Raw genomic sequence first — 24,886 nt, forward strand, 5'->3', positions numbered from 1 at the left:
GAATAAAATGAAAAAAAATAAGGATTATCTATTAAAATATAATTTACCAGCAGAAAAGTCATATAAGGGATGGGAAAGTCAAGCTTTACCACTTGGAAATGGCGAAATTGGAAATATGATTTATGGTTTAATTGGAGAAGAAATTATTCAATTTAACGAAAAATCATTGTGGTCTGGAGGACCTAGACCTGATGAAACTGATTATAATGGTGGTAATTATAAAAATAGATATCCTTTTTTATTTGAAATTAGAAAAAAACTTTCAGAAGGAAATTATGAAGATGCTAAAGATTTAGCAGAGGAGAAATTAATTGGTCCAAATAGTGAAAAATTTGGAAAATATTTGTCATTTGGAGAATTAAAAATTGATTTTATTAATCAATTTAAAATTATTGAAGAAACAGAAAAGTTTTTACGAGTGTTAAATATTAGTGAAGCGATCCATAAAACTAGTTATATTCAGAAAAGTATAGAATACATAAGAGAAAGTTTTGTTTCATATGTAGATGATGTTTCCGTAACAAAAATAGAGTCTTTGTATAATGGGGAAAAGATAAAAAAATTAGATTTTGATTTAGATTTTGAAATAACAAATAGAATTCTTATAAATGAAAATTATGAAAAATCAGATTATAAAATATATACAAAGATAGTTAATAGAGATTCAATATATTTATCAGGTTATGTTAAAGATAATGAACTAAAGTTTGGAACATTAGTGAAGATTAAAACTGATGGAAAAATTAATATTATAAATGAAAAATTAAGAATTACAGATGCTTCAACAGCTGTATTAGTGTTTACAGCTAAGACAGATTACGCATTAAACCCTAGTACAAATTATAGGAAAAAGAATTTTGATATTGAAAAAGAAGTTTTTGAAATAGTTGGAAAAGCTTTTGAATATAGTTATGAAGCTCTTAAAAATAGACATATTGAAGATTATAAGAAGCTATTTAATAGAGTAAAATTAGAGATTCCTGAAGGAAGTTATTTACAAGAATTATTATTCCAATATGGAAGATATCTATTGATTTCTTCATCAAGACCTGGAGAAAATCATCTTCCAGCAAATTTACAAGGAGTATGGAATTCTATAGATAATCCAGCATGGAATAGTGATTACCATTTAAATGTAAATTTACAGATGAATTATTGGCCAGCATATATTACAAATCTAGTAGAAACAGTTGAGCCATTGAATCAATACATTGATAGTCTTAGATATTATGGAAGAATCGCAGCAAAAGAATATGCGAATATTGTATCTGAACAAGGTGAAGAAAATGGTTGGCTTGTACACACTCAAAATAATATATTTGGTTGGACTGCACCTGGATGGGATTTTTACTGGGGTTGGGCACACACATCGAATGCTTGGATAATGCAAAATATATATGATGGATATAATTTTACTTTAGATAAAATATATCTTAAAGAAAAAATTTATCCTATATTAAAAGAAACTGTAAAATTCTGGAACTCATATTTAATTTATGATGAAAACTCTGATAGATATGTTGCAACACCTTCTTACTCTCCAGAGCATGGTGGAATATCTATTGGAAATACTTATGATCAAAGTCTTGTTTATCAACTATTTAAAGATTTTATAGAAGCTTATGAAATCGTAGAGGATAGTGATTATATAATTGAGGAAGTGAAAGATAAATTTATAAAATTAAAACCTTTATCAATCACTAAAGATGGGAAGATAAAAGAATGGTATGAAGAAGATGAGATTTCATTTGATAAATCTAAAATTGAGAAAGAACATCGACATGCTTCTCATCTAGTTGGTCTATATCCTGGAGAAATTTTTACGGAAGATGAACATTTTGAAGCTGCAAAAAATTCATTAAATGATAGGGGAGATTTTGGAACGGGATGGTCAAAGGCTAATAAGATTAATCTTTGGGCTAGGCTCTATGATGGGAATAGAGCATTTATACTTATTCAAAATATGATTAAAGAATCTATACTTGAAAATTTATTTGATACACATCCACCATTTCAAATTGACGGAAATTTTGGTCTTACAAGTGCCATAGCAGAAATGCTTATTCAATCACATAATAATAAAATTATATTACTTCCTGCACTTCCTGATAAATGGCATACAGGTGAGTTTAGAGGTTTGCGTGCAAGAGGAGGTTTTATAGCTTCTTGTAAATGGGAAAATAATAAAGTAAATTATGTTAAAATTGAATCTACTAAGGATTCAAAATTAAATTTATTATTAGAAGATATAGAATCATTTGTGATAAATTTAAATAGTAAATTGATAGAGAATAATTTTGAAGATATAAAAATTAGTTTAAAAAAATACGATATATTAGAATTTTATAAAAAATAAAATCATACGATTTATAATTTAATAAATCGTATGATTTTTTATTAATTTAAATATGTGTGTGGATCTTTAATTTTTATGATATCACCGACTTTTACATTTTTATCTACTTCCATTTTTACGATATGAGTATGATCATCGTGTTCAACTAAATATCCATCTTCGAATATTTCTAAAACCTTAACCTCGATATCATCTTTTGTAGAGGTATATTGATGTAAAATTGGATTTCGCTTTGTTTTATCAATTAATATATATTGATCGTCAACTACAAGTATAGTGTAGTCTTTATTGTCAGACAGTATTAAAGATTTATTTTCTACTTTTTTAATCTCTTCACCGAACACTTCAGATATTTTTTCTTTTGCTTCATTTTCTGTAAGTTTGTGATGATTTCTACTATTAAAATAGAAATACGTCATAATAAGCAATATTGAAAAAATAACTAGAATAATAATTTTATTTAAGTGTTTTTTGATCATTTTAAAGTACCAAATTCATATCCTAAATCTCTAAGATGATCAATAAGAGCTGGTAGAGATTCTAAAGTTAAATGTTTATCTGGAGCATCATGCATTAATACTACTGCGATATCAGGATTTGAAGTAAATCTTGTTGATTTATCAAAGTTATTTACGGCTTCAGAAACATTTGTTGGTCTGATAACTTCTATTGGATTATCTGAAGATTCCATTTGTGCATCTCCATTCATTGTGTTCCAATCTATCCAAGTTACTCCTAATTTTTCTAATGCTGCATCTGTTTTTTCTAAGCCATCTTGATTCCAAGATAAATGTCCGCCTGGATATCTAAAAACTTTTGTATCAAAATTGTCACCAAGTATATTTTTTAATGCACTGATACTTTGGTTGTATTCTTCAATTACTGCATCTGGATTTGGATTTCTATTTGGATACAGATAGTCATAGTCGTGGCTATAGCTATGGGTTGCGACAGAATGCCCTTCATCTACTACTCTTTTTATTATATCAGCTGTATCAGAGCCAATGCTGTTACCAACCATGAAAAATGTTGCGTGTACACCTTCTGACTTTAACACATCTAAAACTCCAGGAGTTATTTCATGATTTGGACCATCGTCAAATGTTAAAAATGCAATTTTTTTACCATTGTAATTTGATGCTTCAGAAAGCTCTCTAATTTCTTTGGCTGAATATTCGTAGTCTTTTCCTACTGGTGTAGGAGTACTATGAGATATTTCGCTATCTTTATCTGATTCTTCTGGTTCATCCTGAGTTTCTGTTTCAGTTTCCTTAAGTTTTTCAATAACTTCATTTAATGATTCTACTTTCTTAGATAAATCATTTACTTGTTCTTTGTAACTTTCAGATTCTTTAATTTTTTCATCTTCTTTATTTTTTAGAAGTTGAATTTCTTTTTTTGCCGATGTTGATTCTAAAAAGAAGAAAGCTGTACTTATCAAAGATATTATTAAAAGTAAAATTAAAATTATAGATTTGGTGTTTCTTTTATTTTCTACATTATCATTCATATTAAATCCTTCCATATATAAAAGTCGAACTTATTAACATATAAGATTATATCATATAGTCATTAAAATCAAATTACAATTCTGTTATAAAAATTATACTTTTTTGTAAAAAATATAAAACAAATATATAAATTTATGTAAATATAAAAGATTTAAGATATAATATAAGTTAAGTAGATAGAGTAAGGAGCAAGTGATTAATTATGGAAAATAAACTATTAATAGGGAAAGATACCTATTTCGATATTTCAAAATTAAATAGACATGGATTCATAACCGGATCTACAGGTTCAGGAAAAACAGTAACATTAAAAGTAATAGTTGAGCAATTATCTAAAAATGGTATTCCGGTATTCTTATCAGATATAAAAGGTGATTTATCAAGCTTCATCGAACCAATAGAAATAGATGATAAAATTTCTGAAAGAGTTGAACTGACTGGAGTTGAAGATTATGAACCGAGAACTTTTAGCACTGAATTTTTTGATGTGTTTGGTGAAAATGGTATTCCACTTAGAACGACAATTTCGGAAATGGGACCATTACTATTATCAAAAATACTTGGACTCAATGATATACAAGAAGGAATACTAAATATTGCATTTAGCTTAGCAGATGAAAGAAATTTACTATTAATAGATATAAAAGATTTAAGAGCTGTTTTAAACTTTATAAATGAAAATAAAAAAGAATTACAAGAGCATTATGGAAATATTTCAACAGCTTCTATCGGAGCTATTTTAAGATCTCTACTAGTAATCGAAAAACAAGGTGGAGATAAATTCTTTGGTGAACCTGATTTTGAAATAAAAGATTTACTTAGAACAAATCAAAATGGTGAAGGAATAATTAATATTTTAAATAGTGAAAAACTTCATCAATCACCGGATTTATACGCAATATTTCTACTTTGGTTATTAAGTGAAATATTTGAAAATTTAGAAGAGGTTGGAGATCAAGATAAACCAAAAATGGTGTTTTTCTTCGATGAATCACATTTGTTGTTTAATAATGGTTCAAAAGCGCTATTAGAAAAAATTGAACTTATAGTAAGACTTATTCGTTCAAAAGGTGTTGGGGTATTTTTCATAACTCAAAAAGCTACGGATATTCCAGATGGAGTATTATCTCAATTGAGTAATAGGGTTCAACATTCTTTAAGAGCTTTTACTCCTAAGGAACAAAAAGAAGTAAAAGCTATAGCAGATTCATTTAGACAAGACGGAAGTATGGATTTAGTAGAAGAAATTTTAAACTTAAAGACAGGAGAAGCAATAGTTTCTGTTTTAGATGAAAATTCTACACCAACATTAGCGAAAAAAGTTATTATATGTCCACCTTTATCTAAAATAGGTAAAGCAAATCAAATGTCTGTTCAAAGAACTATCAATAATTCCGCTTTATTAAATAAATATTTAGAAGATATTGATAATGTATCTGCGTTTGAAATGTTGAAATCTGAAAAGGAAGAAAGATTAAAAAGATTAGAAATTGAAGCTCAAGAAAAAGAATTATTAAAGCAAGAAGAAAAGAAACAAAAAGAAATTGCTAAAGAAGAGCGAAGAAAGAAAAATAAAACTTCGATTTTTGAAAGATTTACAAATAATGTGGTTGGTTCAATAGGACGTACGATTGGTAGGGAAATAACTAGAGGTATGTTTGGAACAAAGAGAAGATAGTATATATAAAAATAGAAAAAATTTATAATTTAAGTCTTTTTCTTATAGATTAGGAAAAAGACTTAAATTATATTTAAAAACTTATTTAAATTGGATAAAATATAAAAAAGATTTTATTTGTTTTATTAATAAATCAAAAGGAGTGATTATGAAAAAAATAAAAGTATTATTACTATTGTTATTTATAATGATAGTAGCTGTGTCTTGCAACAAAATGCAAGAAAGTGATATAGATGGTGAAAATAAATTTACTTATGTAAATAATGGTGGAGTTTTTATTGATAATAAGGGTCATGCAGTTCCAACATCTGAAATAGAAGGAAAAAAGATTGTAAAATGGTATACGGAACCACTTTGTCCTTATTGTTTAAAGCTTGAAGATAGAACTAGAGAATATATAAGAGAAGTACAAGGAGATAATACTTTAATCAAATATATCCCATTATCATTTTTAGGTAGTAGAGGTGTTGAAGATGAGATAACTTATTCGGATGTAATATCATCCATGGTTTTATCAATTGCTGAAAATGACCCTGAAGTAGTTGGAGACTTTGTGCATACAGTAATGTCAACAGAATTTGTCAATGCAATACAAAAAGAATCTAATCAAAATGAATTTATAAAAAATGCGTATATAAATGCTGGAGGAACTAAATTTAATGAAGTTCAAAAAGATTTACAAGTATTTATGGAAGTTGTAAAAAGAAGTACTGAATATACAAGAACAGACAAAGAACTAGCTAAAAGAACTCCGGAAGGAAAGCTTACTACACCAATGATTTGGGTAGAAGGTGAAGAAAAAACAATAGATGTATCATTAGATCAAGATTTCAGATCTTTATTTGAAGAAAAGTTGAAATAATAAGATATTTATATGTAGAATGTAAAAACACCAGATTTTGTGTTCAAGTCAAAATCTGGTGTTTTTATGAATCTGTATATTTTATATAGATATTGAATTAAAAATAATAATATTAAAATGTCAATTGATATTATTATTAATTTGTAATTTTAATTCCATATGGAGTTATAACACCATGTTGCTGTGCTTCGTACATAGTTCTAATAGCTACACCAGCTATACTACTTGTTTCATAATTTAAATCTTTTGAAAAATCGTACTTATCTATTATAGTTACGTTTCCGTAATTATGTTTACTCCAGTGAAACTCATGAATTGAATAGAATAAGTCTCTTTGTACTACTGTGCCTGAATTTGGAAAAACTCCTTTACTGCTTGTAGACGATTGTTGTACTATATTTTTATACACTGGTGATTGAATAACTCTTCTTCCGTTATAAGGGACATATAAAGAGTTGTAGGAGGTATTGTCTCTAGCGTGAGTTAATAATTCTGCAGACAATACATATCCTTGTGCGTTAAACCAAGAAATTACAGCACTTACGGCTGTAGAATAGATAGCATTGGAAACAGCTCGTGTGTTATTTTGTAAAGAATAATTTTCTTGGTTACTGTAGTTTTTATATTTGTTGATTTGCTCATTTAAATTTTTAATAATAGAATTGATTTGAACAATTTTTTTATTGTTTAAGTCTTCTGAAACTAGTATATTTTCGTAATAGTCTATAGATTTATTCAATTCATTTATTACGTTTGTACCCATATTTGTTAGTTCATCTTCAATTCTTTTAATATTATCTATTATATTTATTGTATTTGTTGCCTGTTTATCAGTTGATGCAAAAGCTGATGAAGATAAAATAAATATAAAAACTAAAGTATAAATAAGAGTATTTCTTATATTTCTATTAAATTTTTTTAAATCATTATTTCTCCTTTATAAATTCTCTTCAAATAGATAGTAACAGTTTTCTTTTTCGTTATAGGTAAAGATTAAAGTTCTTGCTTCTTGTCCATTTTCTTGTGTACCTATATACTGTAAATCATTTTTATTAGTATCTAATTTAGATTTTTCTAATATTTGATTTGCTAGTTCTTGAAATCTTTCTTCGCCTTTTTGATAATTGGAGAACTTGAATCCTAGTTTTTCTACATCATTTTCATCAGTTTCCAATTTAATTATTCTATATCCTTCCCCGAAAAATCCGATATCAGAATATATTTTATTTACTTTTGTATTTCTAGGAAGTTCAATATCCCATCTATCTTCAAAAGTATTTTTGTCGCTATTTATTATGCTTAATGCAAAATAAGTTATAATAAATGCGGTTAAAGAAATTATGATAATAGATAGTATTTTTTTCTTTTTCATGTATCCTCCTAATAGAATATTTTATTACTGAGAATATCTATACAAATTAATAACGATTTCATTATTATCGTATAATATATTCTAAGGTATTACAAATGTTAATATATTTACTAATATATTTTTCAAATTAATCGTGTAAACGTTGATAAATGTGAAACGTAATAATAGATTATAAATATAATAATCAAATTAGGAGGTTACAAAATGAAAAATAGATGGTTTAGATATAGTGCTTTATTTTTAATGACCTTACTGATTATTTCTATAAGTTCTTGTGACAAAGAAGAATGTGATGTAGTTAATTCATATATTATCGAAAATTTAGAAGGTCAATCTGAGAGCATTGAACTATTTAAATTTACTAGTGATGTGAATCAAATTGTAATGAAAAATCATAATATTAATGAAAAATCATAATATTAATGACAATGATAAATCTTTTGACGATAAGAAAGCTTATTATAAACTTACTTTAAACATTAAATACGAGTAAAAGTGTGCTATAATTTGCACACTTTTACTAAAATAAATACTATTTTTTAGATCTCTATCGTACTATGTATCTGTATATATTCAATATTATTTCTATCTAATAATTTTACAGCATAGTCATCAATTCTATAACCATTTTCATAATATATTTTTGAGATACCGGCTTGTATTAAAGCTTTAGTACAATTTAAGCATGGGAAGTGTGTTACATAACACACACTGTCTTTAACGGAAATACCTTCTTTAGCACAATATAAAAGTGCATTCATTTCAGCGTGAATAGTAGCGATACAATGGCCGTCACGCATAGTATGTCCAACTTCATCACATTGAGGATTCCCAGAAATAGATCCATTATATCCGGTAGAGACAATTCTATTGTCTTTATTTACCAATACACAACCGACATATGCTCGGTCACATGTGCTTCTTTCAGAAACTATTTTTGCAATATTCATAAAATATGCTTGCCATGATATTCTTGATTTCATATTGTACTCCTTTGATTTAATTTTATCACGAAGAGATTAAAATACAATAATATATAGTCATTAATATTTTTAAATAAAGCCTAAATTTGATTTATGTTTAACTGTCTAATTAAGAAAAAGCACATTAAATACGCAATTGTTAAGAAAATTTAACAATAGAATGTGCTAAAAACGGCATAAAATACTTAAAATATAAAAAAGTTGATAATTTATGCAAGCGTTTTAGTATTTAATAAAAAATTATGATATAATGATTTTGTAAATTACCTGAATGGTTTTAATGGAGGATAAATGAAAGAATTTAATAGGGATCAATTTAAACAAGATTTTAAGAATAATGTAGTCACATTGTATGCTAAATCCTTTGATGAAGCATCAAGATTTGAAAAGTATCACGCATTGTCCAAAACTATTATGGACCAAATTTCAAAAGATTGGGTAAGCACAACAGAAAAAAATAAAAACGAAAGAAATGCATATTATCTATCAGCAGAATTTTTAATTGGTAGATCAATGGGAAATAATCTATTAAATTTAGGGATTATTGACCAAATAAAAGAAATATTAAAAGACTTAGATATTGATTTTGATGAAATAGAAGATGAAGAAGACGATGCAGCACTTGGAAATGGTGGTCTTGGAAGACTTGCAGCTTGCTTTGTTGAATCAGGTGCTACAGAAGGATTAAACTTACATGGTTATGGAGTAAGATATTCACAAGGTATATTTAAACAAAGATTTGAAGATGGATTCCAAATTGAAGAAGGAGACTCTTGGACTGAAAGAGGAGACTTTTGGTCTATAAGAAAAGAAAGTGAATCTCAAATAGTTGATTTTAGAAATTTCAGTGTAAGAGCTGTACCATATGATGTTCCAATAGTTGGATTTAACAATGGTGTAGTTAATACCCTTAGATTATGGCAATCTGAAGCTATAGATAATGGAGGATTTAGTTTCACTGATTTTAATGATTTTAGATATGACGAATCAGTTTCTGAAAAAAATAGAGCAGAAGATATAACAAGAGTTCTATATCCAAATGATAATGTCAGAGTTGGAAAATTACTTAGATTATTACAACAATATTTCTTTGTATCAGCTTCAATGAAAGAATTAATTCAAAAACATAAAGCAAACCATCCTGAAGATAAGAACTTTAGTCAATTCCACAAATATAATATATTACAATTAAATGATACTCATCCAGTAATAGCAATTCCTGAACTTATAAGAATTCTATTAGATGAAGAAAATCAATCATGGGATGATGCATTTGCAGTAGCTACAAAGGTATTTGCATTTACAAACCATACAGTACTTCAAGAAGCTCTTGAAAAATGGGATTTAGAATTAATTCATGAAGTATCACCAAGAGTCGTTGATATTATTAAAGAAATTGATTTAAGATTATTAGAAGACTTAAGATCTAAGGGTTACACTGAAGATGAAATTGAACCTTACAGAATAGTAAGAGGAGAATTAGTAGAAATGGCATTTTTAGCAACATATGTGTCAACCTCTATAAATGGTGTAGCTGAAATTCATACAAATATATTAAAGAAAGATACATTAAATCAATGGTATGAATTATATCCTGAAAAGTTCAACAATAAAACAAATGGTGTAACTCCAAGAAGATGGTTACAATATTCAAATCCTGAATTAACAGCTTATGTAGATTCTTTAATTGGCGAAGATTGGAAAAAAGATATAACCAAATTAGAAGAACTTGAAAAATTTGCTGATGATGAAGAAGTGTTAGATAAATTTAATGAAATTAAACATGAAAAGAAAGTTCAATTAGCAAAATATATTAAAAAACATGAAGGGATAGAAATTGATCCAAACTCAATATTTGATATTCAAATTAAGAGACTTCACGAATACAAGAGACAATTATTAAATGCTCTTCACATTTTACACTTATACTATGAGTTAAAAGAAAATCCAGATTTAGATATGCATCCACGTACATTCATATTTGGTGCAAAAGCTGCTCCTGGATACTTTAGAGCTAAAGGTATAATTAAATTTATAAATGAACTTTCAAAATTAATTAACAATGATCCAGAAGTAAATGGTAAATTGAAAGTAGTATTTGTTCAAAACTATAGAGTTTCATATGCAGAATACCTATTCCCTGCAGCTGATGTTTCAGAACAAATATCTACAGCGGGTAAAGAAGCTTCAGGAACAGGAAATATGAAATTCATGATGAATGCTACACCAACATTAGGTACAATGGATGGAGCAAATGTTGAAATCTTTAGAGAAGCTGGTCTTGAAAACAATTATCTATTCGGAAGAAAAGAAGAAGAATTAGCAGAAATTGTAGATAGCTATGATCCTGTAAAAGTATATGAATCAAATAAAGATTTAAAGAAAGTAGTTGATGCATTATTAAAAGAAGAAAAAATTTCTGATAATGGAACAAATCACTTCTTAGATATATACAATTCATTAATAGATCCTAAGGATGGAAATAGAGCAGACGTATACTTTGTACTAGAAGATTTCCAATCATATGTAGAAGCACAACAAAAAATTGATAAAGACTACAGAGATAGAAGAGCATGGGCTAGAAAAGGTCTAATAAATATGGCAAATAGTGGATTCTTCTCATCTGATAGAACAATTAAAAACTACGCAGAAGATATTTGGAAAATTTAATTGAAATAAAACAAATAAGAAATGGATTTATGGTCCGTTTCTTATTTTTTTGTATAAATGTAGTTTTGACACTGACTTAATTAAGGAGTATAATATAATTATTAAAAAAGAATTTTAGGAGGGAATTATGCCACTAGTAGAAGGCGGAAAAGTATTAAACAAAGCTTTAGAAGGACATTATGCAGTAGGGCAATTCAATATCAATAATTTAGAATGGACAAAATCAATTTTATTAGCATGTGAAGAAGTAAAATCACCAGTTATTTTAGGTGTATCTGAAGGTGCAAATAAATATATGGGTGGATTCAACACAGTAGTAGGAATGGTAAAAGGTTTAATCGAAGATTTAAATATTACAGTTCCAGTGATATTACACTTAGACCACGGTTCATTTGAAGGAGCTAAAAAAGCTATAGAAGCAGGGTTTACATCAGTTATGTTTGATGGATCACACTATGATTTAGAAGAAAACTTAGCTAAAACAAAAGAAATTGTTGAATTAGCTCATTCAAAAGGAATTTCAGTAGAAGCTGAAGTTGGTTCTATAGGTGGTGAAGAAGATGGTGTTATTGGTAAAGGAGAACTTGCTGATCCTAAAGAATGTAAAATGTTAGTAGATACAGGAATTGATTTCTTAGCAGCAGGTATTGGTAATATCCATGGTGCTTATCCAGAAAACTGGGAAGGACTAGATTTAGACGTTCTTGAAGAAATTCAACACACAATAGGAAATATTCCAATGGTATTACACGGTGGTACAGGAATTCCAGCAGAAATGGTTCAAGATGCAATTAGATTAGGTGTTTCAAAAGTAAATGTAAACACTGAATTACAATGGGCATTCCAAAAATCTTTAAGAAAATATATTGAAGCAGGAAAAGATTTAGAAGGTAAAGGTTTTGACCCAAGAAAAATTTTAGCAGATCCAGCAAAAGCAATTATAGATATGGTAAAAGAAAAAATTGAAATTTTTGGTAGTGCAAACAAAGCTTAAAACTATAAAACAGCTATATCCTTTTTCAGGGTATAGCTGTTATTTAAAATAATATAATTATATTTGTTGATATAAAGAAAACAGATATTTTAATTTTTAATATATGAGGAAATATGAATATTGATAATTTATCAGATTTGAAGCTTAATGAATTGAAAGAGATAGCAAAAGATTTAGGCATAAAATCAATTTCAAAGTATAATAAAGAAAATCTAATTGAATTAATAAAATTTACACATTCAGAAAAATCTAAACAAAATCAATCATCAGAAAATATCCAAGAAAAATCCCAAGAAACAAGTAAAGAATCTCCAAAAATGAATCAAAATAAAAATCATGAAAATAATGATACAGAAGAAATAGAAGGATTACTGGAAGTTTTACCAGATGGATTTGGATTTATACGTACAGAAGATTTTGATTCTGGAGAAAGTGATGTATTTGTTTCACCAACACAGATAAGAAGATTCAGACTTAAGACTGGTGACAATATAAAAGGATTAATACGTCCTGCAAATGATGAAAAAGAAAAATATCCTCCTTTAATATATGTTCTCGGAATAAATAATCATTCCCCAGAAAACGCATATAAAAGAAGAGATTTTGAGGATTTAAAACCTATTTATCCTACACAAAAATTAAATTTAATAGATGATGAAAAAAATATTACTAATAGAATGATTGATTTATTTTCACCTATTGGAAAAGGACAAAGAGGACTTATAGTTGCACCTCCTAAAACAGGTAAGACAACTATAATTAAATCAATTGCAAATGCTATTGAAAAAAATCATCCAGAAGTAAAAATATTTATATTATTAATTGACGAAAGACCTGAAGAAGTAACAGATATTGAGAGATCGGTAAATAAATATACTGATAATAGAGATAAATTTTTAAGGACAGAGATTGTTGCGTCAACATTTGACGAACAACTTGAAAACCATGCTCGTAGTTCAGAGATGACATTGGAAAGAGCCAAGAGATTAGTTGAGGAAGGAAAGGATGTTGTTATACTTTTAGATTCTATAACAAGAATGGCAAGAGCATATAATATATTGACTCCATCTTCTGGTAAGACATTATCGGGAGGTTTAGATCCATTAGCGCTTTATAAGCCTAAAAGATTTTTTGGAGCAGCTAGAAATATAGAAGGTGGTGGATCATTGACTATTTTAGCTACTGCACTTGTCGATACAGGCTCAAGAATGGATGATATGATTTTTGAAGAATTCAAAGGAACAGGTAATATGGAGTTAAATCTTGATAGAGATCTTCAAGAATTAAGAATATTCCCAGCGATTGATATAATAAAATCTGGTACAAGAAGAGATGATTTATTACTTTCAAAACAAGCTAGAGAGGCGGTAATGAAAATAAGTCGAATGAACAAAAATATTAGAATTGATCAGGGAATGATGCAATTAATAAAAATTATGAATAACAGTAAAAATAATGAAGAATTCATAAAAGTTATTAAAAATATTTAATAAAACCAAATGATTATGTTTTCATTTAAAAGTAAGTTAAAAGCTTGGTTTATAACTAATTATAAATCAAGCTTTTATTATTTCAAAGTTTTAGATGCAATTTTTATATACTTTAAAATTAATTATCTATGAAAACGTTGACAAAACATTTAAATAGTTGTATTATAAGAGTGTAAAAGATAGAAACTTTTTAAGACTGGCACAAAATTGTTTATTCTTTTTCATCATAATTAACTCCAAAAGAAAAGCAGAGAAATCTGCTTTTTATTTTTTTATTATAAGAATATTGTCTATATTGGGTATAATTGTATAAAATATACTAAATAGAATTCATATAAAAAAACGATATCGTTTTATAGAAAATTTATTTTTTATAGGAGAAATTTATGAAAAAAAGATTATTTTTAGTAATTATAGGATTCATATTTGTACTTAGTGCATGTACAAATAGTGAAAAACAAACAATTAATGAAACTAAGAGTGAAACAAAAGTTGAAATAGAAAGAGAAACAGAAAAAGAAACAATGGAGGAGTCAATTTTAGAATCAAATTCTGAAGTTAAAGAAACATCTGATGAAAAAGAAGAAGAGAATATGTCAATGTCTGAAGAAGGAGTATTTGAACTTTTAGGTGGTGGAAAATTCAATTTAAATGAACAAAAAGGTAAAAAGGTGTATATAAAGTACTGGGCTTCTTGGTGTTCTATTTGTTTGTCATCACTTGAAGAGTTCGATGAATTTTCAAAGGAAGAAAATGATTTTGAAGTAGTTTCTCTTGTTGCGCCAAATTTCTTTGGTGAAAAAACTAGAGAAGATTTTAAAGAATGGTTTGATGGTCTTGATTATAAGAATATGAAAGTATTAATAGATGAAAATGGTAAATATGTTTCACAATTTGGTGTAAATGCTACGCCTGTAAATATAATAATCGACTCACATGGAGAGGTTATTCAAGTTATTCCAGGGCAACTTCCTAAAGATCAAATTAAGCAAATTCTAGATATAATTGATTAATTAGATAATATGAACAATAAAATATACACTATGATATTTTTTATAATTAAATTTAATAAAGTTAAATAGAAATATAAATGATGATAATTTACAATATAAAAAGGAGAAAATAAGAATAACTATGTATAATTTAAGTATAAGTGAAATTTTTGTAAGGCTATTGTTAAGTATTATTTTCTCTGGCCTTATTGGACTTGAGAGGGAGAGAAATAATAGTAGTGCGGGCTTAAAAACACATATACTCGTTAGTATGGGATCCACTATAATTGCTCTTATACAAATCGAAGTGATAAGTTTTGTCGCAAATAATCCAGAACCCAATGTTAGAGTAGATGCTGTAAGATTAATTGCTCAAGTTGTAAGTGGTATCGGTTTTTTAGGTGCAGGTGCAATAATGACAACTAAAAGAACAATAGTAGGTCTTACTACTGCTGCCTCTATATGGGGAGTCTCAGGTATTGGTTTAGCTTTAGGTATGGGTTTTTATGAAATATCTATTGTAGGTTCTTTATTGATTTTAACTGTATTAATCGTATTTAAAAGAATATTTGTTGTACATGGACCTCAACAAGTTCTCGTAAAATTTTTCCAAGAAAAAGAAGCAGAAGACGAAATTAAAAGCTTAATAAGATCTGTAGATAAAAATTTTGAAATACTAAGTATAAAAACTGAAGTACTTAAGGATAAGTTAGTGAAGACACAAATATATAGACTTAAATTAAACAAAAAAATGCAATTTTCTGATATAGTAAAACTTTTATCTTCTGTAGATGAAGTTTTAACAGTAGAACCTACAGAGGTTTCATAAAAACACCCTCTTTACTGGTTTGTCCAGTAAAGAGGGTATTTTTATGTTCGAATTTTTTATTGTTTTATTTTAGCCATTCATCATCTATTCCTGAAAAATCATTTACAAAATAGTTGGCTACTTCTTTATTGTTTTCATTGCTATCATAAGTTTCTTCATATATACCAATCGTTGTGAAACCAACTTCATTTGCAAGTCTATTTGCATATGTCGCATCATCAAAAAATATAATATTTTCAGGATTAGCTCCTATATTTTTATGAGTTAGATTAAAATATTCTAATTCATTTTTAAAATATCCTAAAGTGTCGGGAGTATATATTTCTGTAATATATTTATCTAAATTATTTGCTTTCAATGCGATTTCAGCATATTTATAATCGGTTGCTGTTGCAACATACATTTTATAACCTTTATTGCTTAATCTTTCTAAAGTATCAAGAACAAATGGTTTAGCTAAATTTTCATTGTTATAATAATTTTTAAGAAAATTATCAATTAGTCTAAAAACTTTTTTTTCTGGAATATTAGGATAAAACTCTTGAATTAAACTATAAGTATAGTAAAGCATTGAATTATCAGTAGGTGTAAAATCTTCTAAATCATCAATTTCATGATTAGCATTAGTGATGTAGTTTTTAAAGTCGCTCCACATTACCATAGAATCTAACAATGTACCATCCATATCAAAAACAAGTGTCTTTTTCATATAACCTCCAAATTTAAAATATGTATTGATTATATACTATATATTTATAATAATCTAATATAATTGTTTTTAATCTTATGATATAATTAATATAAGATATGTCTATGAATACTAGTGTTTTCAAGAGATATTATTTTTATGCAATTTTAGCATAGGCATATATGATACTAGAGATAAGAAATAGGGGAAATTATGAATTTTAGAAAAAGAATTGCAATTGATTTAGGTACAACATCTATTTTAGTTTATTCAAGATCAAAGGGAGTTGTTTTAAACGAACCCTCAGTAGTTGCTGTAGATAGATATACAGATAAAGTTATTGCTGTTGGAGATGAAGCAAAAAAGATGCTTGGTCGTACACCAGGAAATATAGTGGCAGAAAAACCTTTAAAACATGGAGTTATTTCAAACTATAACTACACTGAACAAATGCTTAAATATTTCATAAAGGCTTCAGTAGGTAGTAGTCTATTCAAACCAGATTTAATTATTTGTGTACCTTCAGGAGCAAATCAAGTTCAAAAAAGAGCGGTAAGACAAGCTGGATTAAAATCAGGAGCAAATGATGTATTTCTTATAGAAGAGCCTTTAGCGGCAGCAATAGGTTCAGGAATTGATATTTCTGAAAATTCTGGACACATGATAATAGATATCGGAGGTGGTACAACTGATATTGCTGTAATTTCAAAAGGTGGAATAGTAGTTTCTGATTCTATAAAAATAGCAGGAGATGAAACCGATAAAGCCATTATAGAATATGTTAGACAAAACTTTAATGTAATAATAGGTGAAAAAATGGCCGAGGATATAAAATTATCAATAGGTACATTAGACGCTGTCCAAGAGGAGTTTGAAGCCAAAGGTAGAAATCTATATACCGGTCTTCCTGAAATAATTACATTAACACAAGAAGATATTTCTAAAGCCTTAGAAGGAATAATTTTGAAAATTGCAAATGCTACAAAAAGAGTGATTTCTAAGACTCCACCTGAATTAGTAGCTGATTTATATGAAAATGGGGCAATGTTAACAGGTGGCGGAGCATTAATTAGAGATATGAGAGATACTATTCAAGATGTAATAAAAATTAATGTGTTTATTCCAGAAAATCCAATATCATCAGTAGTTATTGGAACAGGTAAATCATTAAATTGGATATCAAAAATGGATCCATTTGAAAATAATAGATTAGAAATGACTCGTAAATATGTTGAACAAAGAGAAAATTTAAGAAGAAGATAATAAGGATTTTCGATTAGAGAGGGGGTTTGCCTCTCTTTTTTTATACAATTTTATTGACATCAAACAACTGTTCCGCTATAATGAAACAAATGGTTAAACGAACACTAAACTGTAGGTTGAGTTAGTAAACTACAAGTAGAATTAAACTAAACTATTGGTTGAATTAGGAGTGAATTATGAATGTAATCAAAGAAATTCAATATATAAATGAATCATTATTATTAGGAGTATTTATTTTTTCTTTAGAAAATAAAATCTTAGACGAAGTAGATTTTACAAATTTGAATATTTCAAAAGAGGAATACTATTTTAAATATAAAAAATTAGACCAGTATTATAAAAATATTGTGGATAGGGCCTATACTTTGAAGGAAAAGTATAGCAATATAAAAGATTTGTTTATAGTGAAAAAAGGCAAAACTTCTATATTTTCTACTCTTATATATTCAAAGAGAAAAGAATCTATAGCCGACTATACTTATGAAGAATTTAGAGATATGGTTAAAAAGGTTATATTGGAAAATACTAAGAATAGACTAGAAGAAACAGAAAAAGACTTATCTGAAATCGACCTAATAGACAAGATAGATTATTTAGATGGAAGTCAGAAATTTTCTCTAGTTAAACTTTTTGATGAAACTAGGACTGATATGAAAGATTTATATAATTTATTAAAAGATTTGGAAGTTATCATAAAGGAAGAAATTCAGGAAATTACAGGTCTCATAGGAGAACAAGTAAAGAAAATAAATATTGATTTTTTAAGAAAATATAAAAACTTTCAAACTTTTGAACAAGGAAAAATGTTTGCTAAATTTGACACTCTCAATGTTTTCCCTTTAATTAATAATTTTCATGATATTGGAATTTCAGCTGAGTTGGATGATGACGGTCAATACCATGCCTACATAATCTTAGGATTTTCCTGGATCATCCTACAAGACTACAAATATAACTTTAAAAATAAATATAATGATATGCAAGAAACTTTATCAGTAATAGCAGAGGCAAATAGGTTTAAGATTATCCATCTATTAGCTAAAAAAACTATGTTTGGCCAGGAAATAGCAGATGAATTAAATTTATCAAAAGGAAGTGTAAGTCAACATTTAAGCCAATTGCAAGAAAAAAATATAGTGGATTTTTCTATAGATGGAAGAAAGATATACTATGACTTAAATAAGTCTAGTATAAAGGAGATTGTAAACTATTTTAATGATTTAATAGGAGTTAAAGATGAATAAGAATTTCAAAGATAGGATGGCCTTTTATTTCGAAGAGCTATTTCCAAATCTCTTTAGAAAGGATACTTGGCTAAAAACAATTGTAAATATGATAATGGCAGTTATTCATCCTTTGATGTCAGTCTTGGTTTTAAAATATATTTTAGAGCTAATAAAAAATGGAGAGATGGATGTATTCCAATTATTAACAGTAGCTGGGATGTATACCCTTGTATTTATAATAAGCAAATCTCTAAACTTATACCTTGAAGGTAAGATTCAATACATTTTTATGCTAGATAGAAATAATATAATGATTGAAATGGTTGACAAAGTCATGACCATGGACTTTGAATACTTTGAAGACTCAGAATTTGAGCTTAAAGTAAATCAAGCATTTATGGGGGTTGGAGGGGACAATAGGGGTTATCAAAATGTTCTAATGAGGACCTTTAGACTTTTTCCAAATCTGCTATTGATAATAATTTTTTCAATTTTGTTATTAAAGGAATCATATATAGTTTTTATTGTAAGCATGGTATCTATGTTAATAAATTTATTTTTAGCTACAAAAACAGCTGAATATGCTAATAAGGCTAGACCAGGAATTCAAGATGAATCTAGAAAATATGAAAAATACAAGGAAGTTGTAGAAGATTTTAAATATGGTAAAGATATTAGAATATTTTCCTTAAAAAATAGGTTGTTGGCAAATATCAAAAACTTTATGAATAGGATGCTTGATAAACAACATAAGGTTGATGGATATAGGTTTAAGATTTCCTTTTTAGAAAACCTATCTATTTACCTAGGGCAATTTGCAGCTTTGCTTGTCTTTACTTATATGGCGGTAAATGGGCAAATGACTATAGCGACTTTGATAGCTTCTTTGACCATTCTTACTATTTTGTCTAATATAATCCAAACTGTAAACCAAGATGTCACAAATGTATACGAAAATATCCAGTATGTAATTTTAACCTATGATTTTCTAGATTCTAATTTAATAAAGAGTAGGGATGGAAAAGACCATAAATTCCAAGGACCTATATCCATCAAATTTGATAGGGTTTCATTTAAATATCCGGGATCTGATAAATATGTATTTAAGGACTTATCTTTTGAAATAGATGCTGATAAAAATGTGGCCCTAGTTGGGGTAAATGGAGCAGGTAAAACTACCATAGTCAAACTTTTAGTTGGTTTATACAAGCCTACAGAAGGAACCATCTATTTAGATGGCATAAATGCAGATGACTTAAGCATGGAAGCAAGATTTAGAATATTTTCCGTTGTCTTCCAAGAAACAGAACCCCTAGCCCTTACAGTTGCAGAAAATATAGCAGGTGTAGAAGATGGAATAAATAGGGAAAGAGTCAAAGAAACTTTAGAAAAAGTGGGTCTTTGGGATAAGATATCATCACTAGAAAATGGTATAGATCAAAATGCCTTAAAAGTTATATATGAAGATGGGGTCATTTTATCAGGTGGAGAAAATCAAAAACTAATGATAGCTAGAGCTCTGTATAAAAAGGATACATCGGTAATGATCATGGATGAACCAACATCAGCCCTAGATGCCCTAGCAGAAGAGAAGATATATAAAGAATTTGATTCATATATGGGAAATAAGACCGGTATATTCATATCCCATAGGCTGGCTTCAACAAGATTTTGTGATGAAATTTTATTCTTGGATGGGGGTGAAATCTCAGCAAAGGGTAGTCACCAATATCTAATGGAAAATTCTAAAGAATATAGAGAAATGTTTGAAACTCAAGGTAAATACTATAAGGAGGTTGAAAATGAAAGCTTATAAAACTATATCAAGATTGATAAAAGAAGCTTGGAAGATAGATAAGACTTACTTTGTCTTATTGGCCATATTAGCTATATTTGAAAGTTTAATCTCCATAGCAAGTATGTATTTACCAGCAAGTGTAATAGCTTACTTAGAAAAAGGAGAATCCTTTAAGTCTATTTTATATCTTATACTTGCCTTTGTAGGAGGAATTTATTTATTAAAACAAATAAGTGAATTTATAAAGCTTAAATACCAAAAGAGGGCTAACTACCAAAGTGAAATGTTGGCGGTTAAATTATCTGAAAAAACTATGGACCTATCTTATGATAATCTTGAAGATCCAAAAGTTTTAGACTTTATACAAAGGGCTAAGATGCCAATAAGTTGGGGATTTATCGAATTAACTTTAGAGGAAATTAAAGATCTTTTAGTAGCTTTAACCACCATATTTGGTTTATTAGTTATATTATTTACCCATAGTATCATATATACTCTTGCGATATTGGTTATTTTAACTCTTTCAACTATAACAACCATCCATATGCAAAAGAAGAATGATAGTTTGATGCAAGAAAATGTTCCTTTAAATAGGAAGTATGGATATTTTCTAGATGAAGCTGCTGGTCCTACTAGTCAAAAAGAATATAGAATATATGGAATAAGTAAAATATGGATTTCTAAAATACTTGGATATAGAGACTTTGTATTTAAATGGGTTGAAGACTTGATCGGTATTGCAACTAGTTTAGAAGTTTTTAGAACTATATTTGCTAGCTTAATTACCTTTATAGCTATAGCCTATAATGGTACAAGGCTTATAAGCGATATATGGGGTCCGGTGATTAGCATAGCTACTTTTACCCTAGTATTTAATTCTACAGATAAATTGGTAAACTTAATTCAAGCCGTGTCAAAATCAATCTCTGGGCTTAATACTGCCAATGCCCACTTAAGTCCATGGAAAGACTATATAGATTTAAAAGAATTTAAAAATACAGGAAATAGAAAAGCAGACGAGTTAGAAAGTCTTGAATTTAGAAATGTTTACTTCTCTTATCCAAATACAGATAGGCTGATACTAGAAGATGTATCATTTAAAATAGATAAAGGGGAAAAAATATCTATAGTTGGCTTAAATAATGCTGGTAAATCTACCATAGTAAAATTGATATCTAGGTTTTATGAGCCAGACAAGGGTCAAATTTTATGGAATGGTGTTGATATAAGAGAATACGATATAAATTCTTATATAGAACAAATTTCAGCAGTCTTCCAAGACTTTACCCTCATGCCCTATACAATATTTGAAAATATAATGCCGGGATCTGATGATAGGAAAGAAGCGGAAGAATCCTTGAAAGGTGTAAATATGTATGATTATATTGAAAGCTTGCCTAAGAAAATGGATACCTATCTTGACAAGTCTTTAGAAAAAGATGCTACGCATTTTTCAGGTGGCCAAGCTCAAAAACTTGCTATAGCAAGAGCTATAAACAAGGGAGGATCACTCATGATCATGGATGAACCTACAGCTGCCTTAGATCCTATAGCGGAGTCTGAAATATTTGAAAAGTTCGCCGAGTTAACAAAAAATAAAACTTCTATATTTATATCCCATAGGATGTCATCATCAACCTTCTCTGACAAGGTCCTATTGATAGATGGGGGTAAGGTTGCCGCTTATGACCACCATAGTAAATTGATGAAAGGACATAATTTATATAGAGAACTATTTGAAACTCAAGCTAAAAATTATATATAGAGAAACTAAAATAAATTTTTAATAGAAGGGTCATTGTCTTTTCAATGATTCTTTTATTTATTTAGAATAAAAAAGCGGTTAATATATAAATCATATGTGATGAAAATGGATATAATAAATATATATCATAATAAAAGTGACGTACTGAGTTTTTTTACGTCTTTATTATTGGAGGATGAATATGGATGATAAAAAAATAGTCGACTTATTTTTTGAAAGAGATCAAAAAGCTATAAATGAAGTGTCAAATAAATATTTCAATTATCTTTTTGTAATATCAAATAATATAATCAACAGTTTTGAAGATGCAAAAGAAATAGTTAATGATACAATGCTAAAATTATGGGATAGTATCCCTCCTAATAAACCTGAAAATCTTAAATCCTACTCCGCAAAGATAGCTAGAAACTTAACTATAGATAAATATAGAAAAGAGAATGCAGAAAAAAGAGGCTCTAACAATTATGATCTAGCATTAGATGAACTAGATAAATATATTCCCAGTGATAAAACTGATATTAATGAAGCAATAGATAATATATATTTTAAAGAAAAAATAGAAGAGTTTTTAGATGGGTTAAAAAAAGAAGAAAGACTAATATTTATTTATAGATATTGGTACTTTTATTCCATAGATGAAATATCAAAAAAATATAATTTTACAAATTCTAAAGTAAAGATGACACTTTTAAGAACAAGGGATAAATTAAAAAAATATTTAGTGGAGGAAGGTATTAATTTATGAAAGCGAATGAAAAATTCTTAAAACTATTGAATGAAATAGATGATAAATATCTTGAAGAAGCAGAAGAATATACAAATAATCATGTAATTAATTTTGAAGAAAAAGAGAATAAAAAAGAAAAAAAATCGAATATATTCAATATTAAATATTTATCTTTAGCTGCCTCCATGTTTTTAATTCCAGTTTTAATATTTAGCTTAATAAATAGAAACAATGAAGGTAATGATATACATAGACAAGAAGAAATATCTATATATAATGAAACAGATGATTCCTATAATTACAAAACTATAGAATATATTAAAGTAAGGTCTAAAGATAAGGATAAGTTAGATATTAAATATATAAATGAATTAAAAAAAGAAAAAGAATTATATTTAAAGTTAAACTCATTAGAGAAATCCAATCCAGATAAATTAAAAGATATAAATGATTATTATATTGATTTAGATGAAAAGAAACTTGTAATACTTACTTTAACAAATAATGATAAATTTATAAAAGATATAAATAAATTAAATTATAATCATGCAAATATATCTATATTGGAAATTAAAGAATAAAAAATGTGACCAAAAAAAATATATCACGTCTATAATATTGAGATGGTTAAAAAACATATCTCAAAAAAAATAAAAAATAAAACAAAAAAAGAAAGAAGGATATTATGAAAAAATCAAGAAAATTTATATTACCAGCTTTAGCACTAGTATTAATATTATCACTAGCAGCATGTGGAAAAAAAGATGCAGGCTCTAATGAAAAACCAAAAGAAACTGCTACAGAAACTATAAACGAAAATGATGAGGAAAAAGATATGCCTGAAGATGATTATAAAGGTGAAATGCATCAAGGAATTTATTTAGGAAATGGATTATTCTTAGGAAAAATGAAAAATGAAAAACAAAATGGTTATGATTTAATGTATGTTACAACACCAGATAATTCAAAATTAGAAATTGGTAAAACATATGAATACAATGTACATGCAGTTTTAGAATCTATGCCTGGTCAAACTACTGTTAAAGAAATTAAAGAAGTTGAAAATAATGAAATTACAAAAATTGATGAGATAACAGCTTCTTTATTACTAAAATATGTAGATACTGAAAAGACAAGTGTAAACTTAATGTATCAATCATCAGATAAAATTGTAAAAGATTCATTAGAATATAACAAAGAAAACACAGAAAAATTAGATAAAAATGGTGTATTAATGGTTTATGGTAAAGATAGTGAAAAATTAGCAAAAATGCTTAAAGAAGAAGGGTTCAAACTTGTATTTGACTTAGGAGAACTTAAAGAAGTTAAAGAATTAGAATTACAATAAAAGAGACTGTGTAAAATTTTGTGTATAGAAACCTCCTGATTAGGGTAAAGAAAAACTAATTAGGAGGAATTTTTATGCCAAGAAAAAGACCAGAAACAAGACTAAATAAAATAACTAAAATGTTACTAGAAGAATATCAACCAGAAACTGCTCAGGATTTACAAAATGCACTTAAAGACCTTTTAGGTGATGCAATAGAACAAATGCTTAAATCTGAACTTGATGAGCATCTAGACTATGAATATGGACAAGCTCCATTATCACTAAACACTAGAAATGGATCAAGTAAAAAGACTGTTAAATCTTCATATGGAAATATAGATCTTAATATACC

23 protein-coding genes are annotated in these 24,886 nt (G+C 27.7%); 17 read left to right on the forward strand and 6 right to left on the reverse strand.

What is annotated here, in order from left to right:
* Nucleotides 1-7 precede the first annotated feature (7 nt).
* Complete coding sequence (locus G534_RS0104380) at nt 8-2,356, forward strand: glycosyl hydrolase family 95 catalytic domain-containing protein (RefSeq protein ID WP_027348051.1); 2,349 nt, start codon at nt 8-10, stop codon at nt 2,354-2,356.
* Between the two features lie 41 nt (nt 2,357-2,397).
* Here G534_RS0104380 and G534_RS0104385 read toward each other — a convergent pair whose 3' ends face one another.
* Both G534_RS0104385 and G534_RS07885 read right to left on the reverse strand, forming a co-directional pair.
* The gene (locus G534_RS0104385) at nt 2,398-2,775 is read right to left on the reverse strand and encodes a hypothetical protein (protein WP_156896574.1); all 378 of its coding nucleotides are present in this window, start codon (nt 2,773-2,775) and stop codon (nt 2,398-2,400) included.
* A gap of 56 nt (nt 2,776-2,831) precedes the next feature.
* Entirely contained in the window at nt 2,832-3,866 is a 1,035-nt protein-coding gene (locus tag G534_RS07885; RefSeq protein WP_051177422.1) for a polysaccharide deacetylase family protein, read from the reverse strand.
* Nucleotides 3,867-4,069: 203 nt separating this feature from the next.
* On the opposite strand from G534_RS07885, the gene G534_RS0104395 reads away from it, so the two are divergent.
* Nucleotides 4,070-5,545: a helicase HerA-like domain-containing protein gene (locus tag G534_RS0104395; RefSeq protein ID WP_034595978.1), complete on the forward strand. Its 1,476-nt coding sequence runs from the start codon at nt 4,070-4,072 to the stop codon at nt 5,543-5,545.
* Between the two features lie 148 nt (nt 5,546-5,693).
* On the forward strand, nt 5,694-6,407 hold the full coding sequence (locus G534_RS0104400; protein ID WP_027348054.1) for a hypothetical protein: 714 nt from the start codon (nt 5,694-5,696) through the stop codon (nt 6,405-6,407).
* Nucleotides 6,408-6,543: 136 nt separating this feature from the next.
* On the opposite strand, the gene G534_RS08805 is transcribed toward G534_RS0104400, so the two are convergent.
* Together G534_RS08805 and G534_RS0104410 are read right to left on the reverse strand one after the other, a co-directional pair.
* Nucleotides 6,544-7,170, reverse strand: a complete 627-nt coding sequence (locus tag G534_RS08805; protein WP_051177423.1) for a hypothetical protein — start codon at nt 7,168-7,170, stop codon at nt 6,544-6,546.
* Nucleotides 7,171-7,344: 174 nt separating this feature from the next.
* Nucleotides 7,345-7,779, reverse strand: a complete 435-nt coding sequence (locus G534_RS0104410) for a hypothetical protein (protein ID WP_027348056.1) — start codon at nt 7,777-7,779, stop codon at nt 7,345-7,347.
* A 204-nt stretch (nt 7,780-7,983) separates the two neighbouring features.
* Between G534_RS0104410 and G534_RS0104415 the strand changes: the two genes are divergently transcribed.
* Nucleotides 7,984-8,196, forward strand: coding sequence for a hypothetical protein (locus tag G534_RS0104415; protein WP_027348057.1), 213 nt, complete (start codon nt 7,984-7,986; stop codon nt 8,194-8,196).
* Nucleotides 8,197-8,318: 122 nt separating this feature from the next.
* Here the strand turns inward: G534_RS0104415 and G534_RS0104420 are convergent, their stop codons facing one another.
* Complete coding sequence (locus G534_RS0104420) at nt 8,319-8,762, reverse strand: deoxycytidylate deaminase (protein ID WP_027348058.1); 444 nt, start codon at nt 8,760-8,762, stop codon at nt 8,319-8,321.
* Between the two features lie 291 nt (nt 8,763-9,053).
* Here G534_RS0104420 and G534_RS0104425 point away from each other — a divergent pair, with 291 nt between their 5' ends.
* The 5 genes from G534_RS0104425 (at nt 9,054) to G534_RS07890 (ending at nt 15,737) form a co-directional block, all read left to right on the forward strand.
* Entirely contained in the window at nt 9,054-11,432 is a 2,379-nt protein-coding gene (locus G534_RS0104425; protein ID WP_027348059.1) for a glycogen/starch/alpha-glucan phosphorylase, read from the forward strand.
* A gap of 127 nt (nt 11,433-11,559) precedes the next feature.
* Entirely contained in the window at nt 11,560-12,426 is an 867-nt protein-coding gene (gene fba, locus G534_RS0104430) for a class II fructose-1,6-bisphosphate aldolase (RefSeq protein WP_027348060.1), read from the forward strand.
* Nucleotides 12,427-12,539: 113 nt separating this feature from the next.
* Nucleotides 12,540-13,916 (forward strand): transcription termination factor Rho, encoded by a 1,377-nt coding sequence (gene rho, locus G534_RS0104435; RefSeq protein WP_027348061.1) that lies wholly within the window; start codon nt 12,540-12,542, stop codon nt 13,914-13,916.
* 386 nt (nt 13,917-14,302) lie between these two features.
* A complete protein-coding gene (locus G534_RS0104440) occupies nt 14,303-14,929 on the forward strand; it encodes a redoxin family protein (protein WP_027348062.1) in 627 nt (208 codons plus the stop codon).
* A gap of 121 nt (nt 14,930-15,050) precedes the next feature.
* Entirely contained in the window at nt 15,051-15,737 is a 687-nt protein-coding gene (locus G534_RS07890; RefSeq protein WP_051177424.1) for an MgtC/SapB family protein, read from the forward strand.
* Between the two features lie 64 nt (nt 15,738-15,801).
* Here G534_RS07890 and G534_RS0104450 read toward each other — a convergent pair whose 3' ends face one another.
* Nucleotides 15,802-16,446, reverse strand: a complete 645-nt coding sequence (locus tag G534_RS0104450) for an HAD family hydrolase (protein ID WP_027348063.1) — start codon at nt 16,444-16,446, stop codon at nt 15,802-15,804.
* Between the two features lie 192 nt (nt 16,447-16,638).
* On the opposite strand from G534_RS0104450, the gene mreB reads away from it, so the two are divergent.
* The 8 genes from mreB to G534_RS0104490 all read left to right on the forward strand — a co-directional run.
* Complete coding sequence (mreB, locus tag G534_RS0104455; protein WP_027348064.1) at nt 16,639-17,688, forward strand: rod shape-determining protein; 1,050 nt, start codon at nt 16,639-16,641, stop codon at nt 17,686-17,688.
* A 176-nt stretch (nt 17,689-17,864) separates the two neighbouring features.
* Nucleotides 17,865-18,932, forward strand: coding sequence for an ArsR/SmtB family transcription factor (locus G534_RS0104460; RefSeq protein ID WP_027348065.1), 1,068 nt, complete (start codon nt 17,865-17,867; stop codon nt 18,930-18,932).
* Nucleotides 18,925-20,730: an ABC transporter ATP-binding protein gene (locus G534_RS07895; protein ID WP_051177425.1), complete on the forward strand. Its 1,806-nt coding sequence runs from the start codon at nt 18,925-18,927 to the stop codon at nt 20,728-20,730. Before G534_RS0104460 ends, G534_RS07895 begins: the two co-directional genes overlap by 8 nt.
* On the forward strand, nt 20,717-22,477 hold the full coding sequence (locus G534_RS0104470) for an ABC transporter ATP-binding protein (RefSeq protein ID WP_027348066.1): 1,761 nt from the start codon (nt 20,717-20,719) through the stop codon (nt 22,475-22,477). The genes G534_RS07895 and G534_RS0104470 overlap by 14 nt, the downstream gene beginning before the upstream one ends.
* A gap of 181 nt (nt 22,478-22,658) precedes the next feature.
* Nucleotides 22,659-23,222: an RNA polymerase sigma factor gene (locus G534_RS0104475; protein WP_027348067.1), complete on the forward strand. Its 564-nt coding sequence runs from the start codon at nt 22,659-22,661 to the stop codon at nt 23,220-23,222.
* Nucleotides 23,219-23,785 (forward strand): hypothetical protein, encoded by a 567-nt coding sequence (locus tag G534_RS0104480; RefSeq protein ID WP_027348068.1) that lies wholly within the window; start codon nt 23,219-23,221, stop codon nt 23,783-23,785. Before G534_RS0104475 ends, G534_RS0104480 begins: the two co-directional genes overlap by 4 nt.
* 104 nt (nt 23,786-23,889) lie before the next feature.
* Nucleotides 23,890-24,552: a hypothetical protein gene (locus G534_RS0104485; RefSeq protein WP_027348069.1), complete on the forward strand. Its 663-nt coding sequence runs from the start codon at nt 23,890-23,892 to the stop codon at nt 24,550-24,552.
* Nucleotides 24,553-24,626: 74 nt separating this feature from the next.
* Nucleotides 24,627-24,886, forward strand: a 260-nt coding sequence (locus G534_RS0104490; protein ID WP_027347661.1) for a transposase, incomplete at its 3' end; no start/stop codon positions are given.

Source organism: Helcococcus sueciensis DSM 17243, assembly GCF_000423145.1.
Taxonomy (GTDB): domain Bacteria; phylum Bacillota; class Clostridia; order Tissierellales; family Peptoniphilaceae; genus Helcococcus; species Helcococcus sueciensis.

Excerpts from the sequence above, each read along its gene's own strand:
- G534_RS0104380 (WP_027348051.1), top strand. The coding sequence starts at position 8 with ATGAAAAAAAATAAGGATTATCTATTAAAATATAATTTACCAGCAGAA.
- G534_RS0104385 (WP_156896574.1), bottom strand. The coding sequence starts at position 2,775 with ATGACGTATTTCTATTTTAATAGTAGAAATCATCACAAACTTACAGAA.
- G534_RS07885 (WP_051177422.1), bottom strand. The coding sequence starts at position 3,866 with ATGAATGATAATGTAGAAAATAAAAGAAACACCAAATCTATAATTTTA.
- G534_RS0104395 (WP_034595978.1), top strand. The coding sequence starts at position 4,070 with ATGGAAAATAAACTATTAATAGGGAAAGATACCTATTTCGATATTTCA.
- G534_RS0104400 (WP_027348054.1), top strand. The coding sequence starts at position 5,694 with ATGAAAAAAATAAAAGTATTATTACTATTGTTATTTATAATGATAGTA.
- G534_RS08805 (WP_051177423.1), bottom strand. The coding sequence starts at position 7,170 with ATGGGTACAAACGTAATAAATGAATTGAATAAATCTATAGACTATTAC.
- G534_RS0104410 (WP_027348056.1), bottom strand. The coding sequence starts at position 7,779 with ATGAAAAAGAAAAAAATACTATCTATTATCATAATTTCTTTAACCGCA.
- G534_RS0104415 (WP_027348057.1), top strand. The coding sequence starts at position 7,984 with ATGAAAAATAGATGGTTTAGATATAGTGCTTTATTTTTAATGACCTTA.
- G534_RS0104420 (WP_027348058.1), bottom strand. The coding sequence starts at position 8,762 with ATGAAATCAAGAATATCATGGCAAGCATATTTTATGAATATTGCAAAA.
- G534_RS0104425 (WP_027348059.1), top strand. The coding sequence starts at position 9,054 with ATGAAAGAATTTAATAGGGATCAATTTAAACAAGATTTTAAGAATAAT.
- fba (WP_027348060.1), top strand. The coding sequence starts at position 11,560 with ATGCCACTAGTAGAAGGCGGAAAAGTATTAAACAAAGCTTTAGAAGGA.
- rho (WP_027348061.1), top strand. The coding sequence starts at position 12,540 with ATGAATATTGATAATTTATCAGATTTGAAGCTTAATGAATTGAAAGAG.
- G534_RS0104440 (WP_027348062.1), top strand. The coding sequence starts at position 14,303 with ATGAAAAAAAGATTATTTTTAGTAATTATAGGATTCATATTTGTACTT.
- G534_RS07890 (WP_051177424.1), top strand. The coding sequence starts at position 15,051 with ATGTATAATTTAAGTATAAGTGAAATTTTTGTAAGGCTATTGTTAAGT.
- G534_RS0104450 (WP_027348063.1), bottom strand. The coding sequence starts at position 16,446 with ATGAAAAAGACACTTGTTTTTGATATGGATGGTACATTGTTAGATTCT.
- mreB (WP_027348064.1), top strand. The coding sequence starts at position 16,639 with ATGAATTTTAGAAAAAGAATTGCAATTGATTTAGGTACAACATCTATT.
- G534_RS0104460 (WP_027348065.1), top strand. The coding sequence starts at position 17,865 with ATGAATGTAATCAAAGAAATTCAATATATAAATGAATCATTATTATTA.
- G534_RS07895 (WP_051177425.1), top strand. The coding sequence starts at position 18,925 with ATGAATAAGAATTTCAAAGATAGGATGGCCTTTTATTTCGAAGAGCTA.
- G534_RS0104470 (WP_027348066.1), top strand. The coding sequence starts at position 20,717 with ATGAAAGCTTATAAAACTATATCAAGATTGATAAAAGAAGCTTGGAAG.
- G534_RS0104475 (WP_027348067.1), top strand. The coding sequence starts at position 22,659 with ATGGATGATAAAAAAATAGTCGACTTATTTTTTGAAAGAGATCAAAAA.
- G534_RS0104480 (WP_027348068.1), top strand. The coding sequence starts at position 23,219 with ATGAAAGCGAATGAAAAATTCTTAAAACTATTGAATGAAATAGATGAT.
- G534_RS0104485 (WP_027348069.1), top strand. The coding sequence starts at position 23,890 with ATGAAAAAATCAAGAAAATTTATATTACCAGCTTTAGCACTAGTATTA.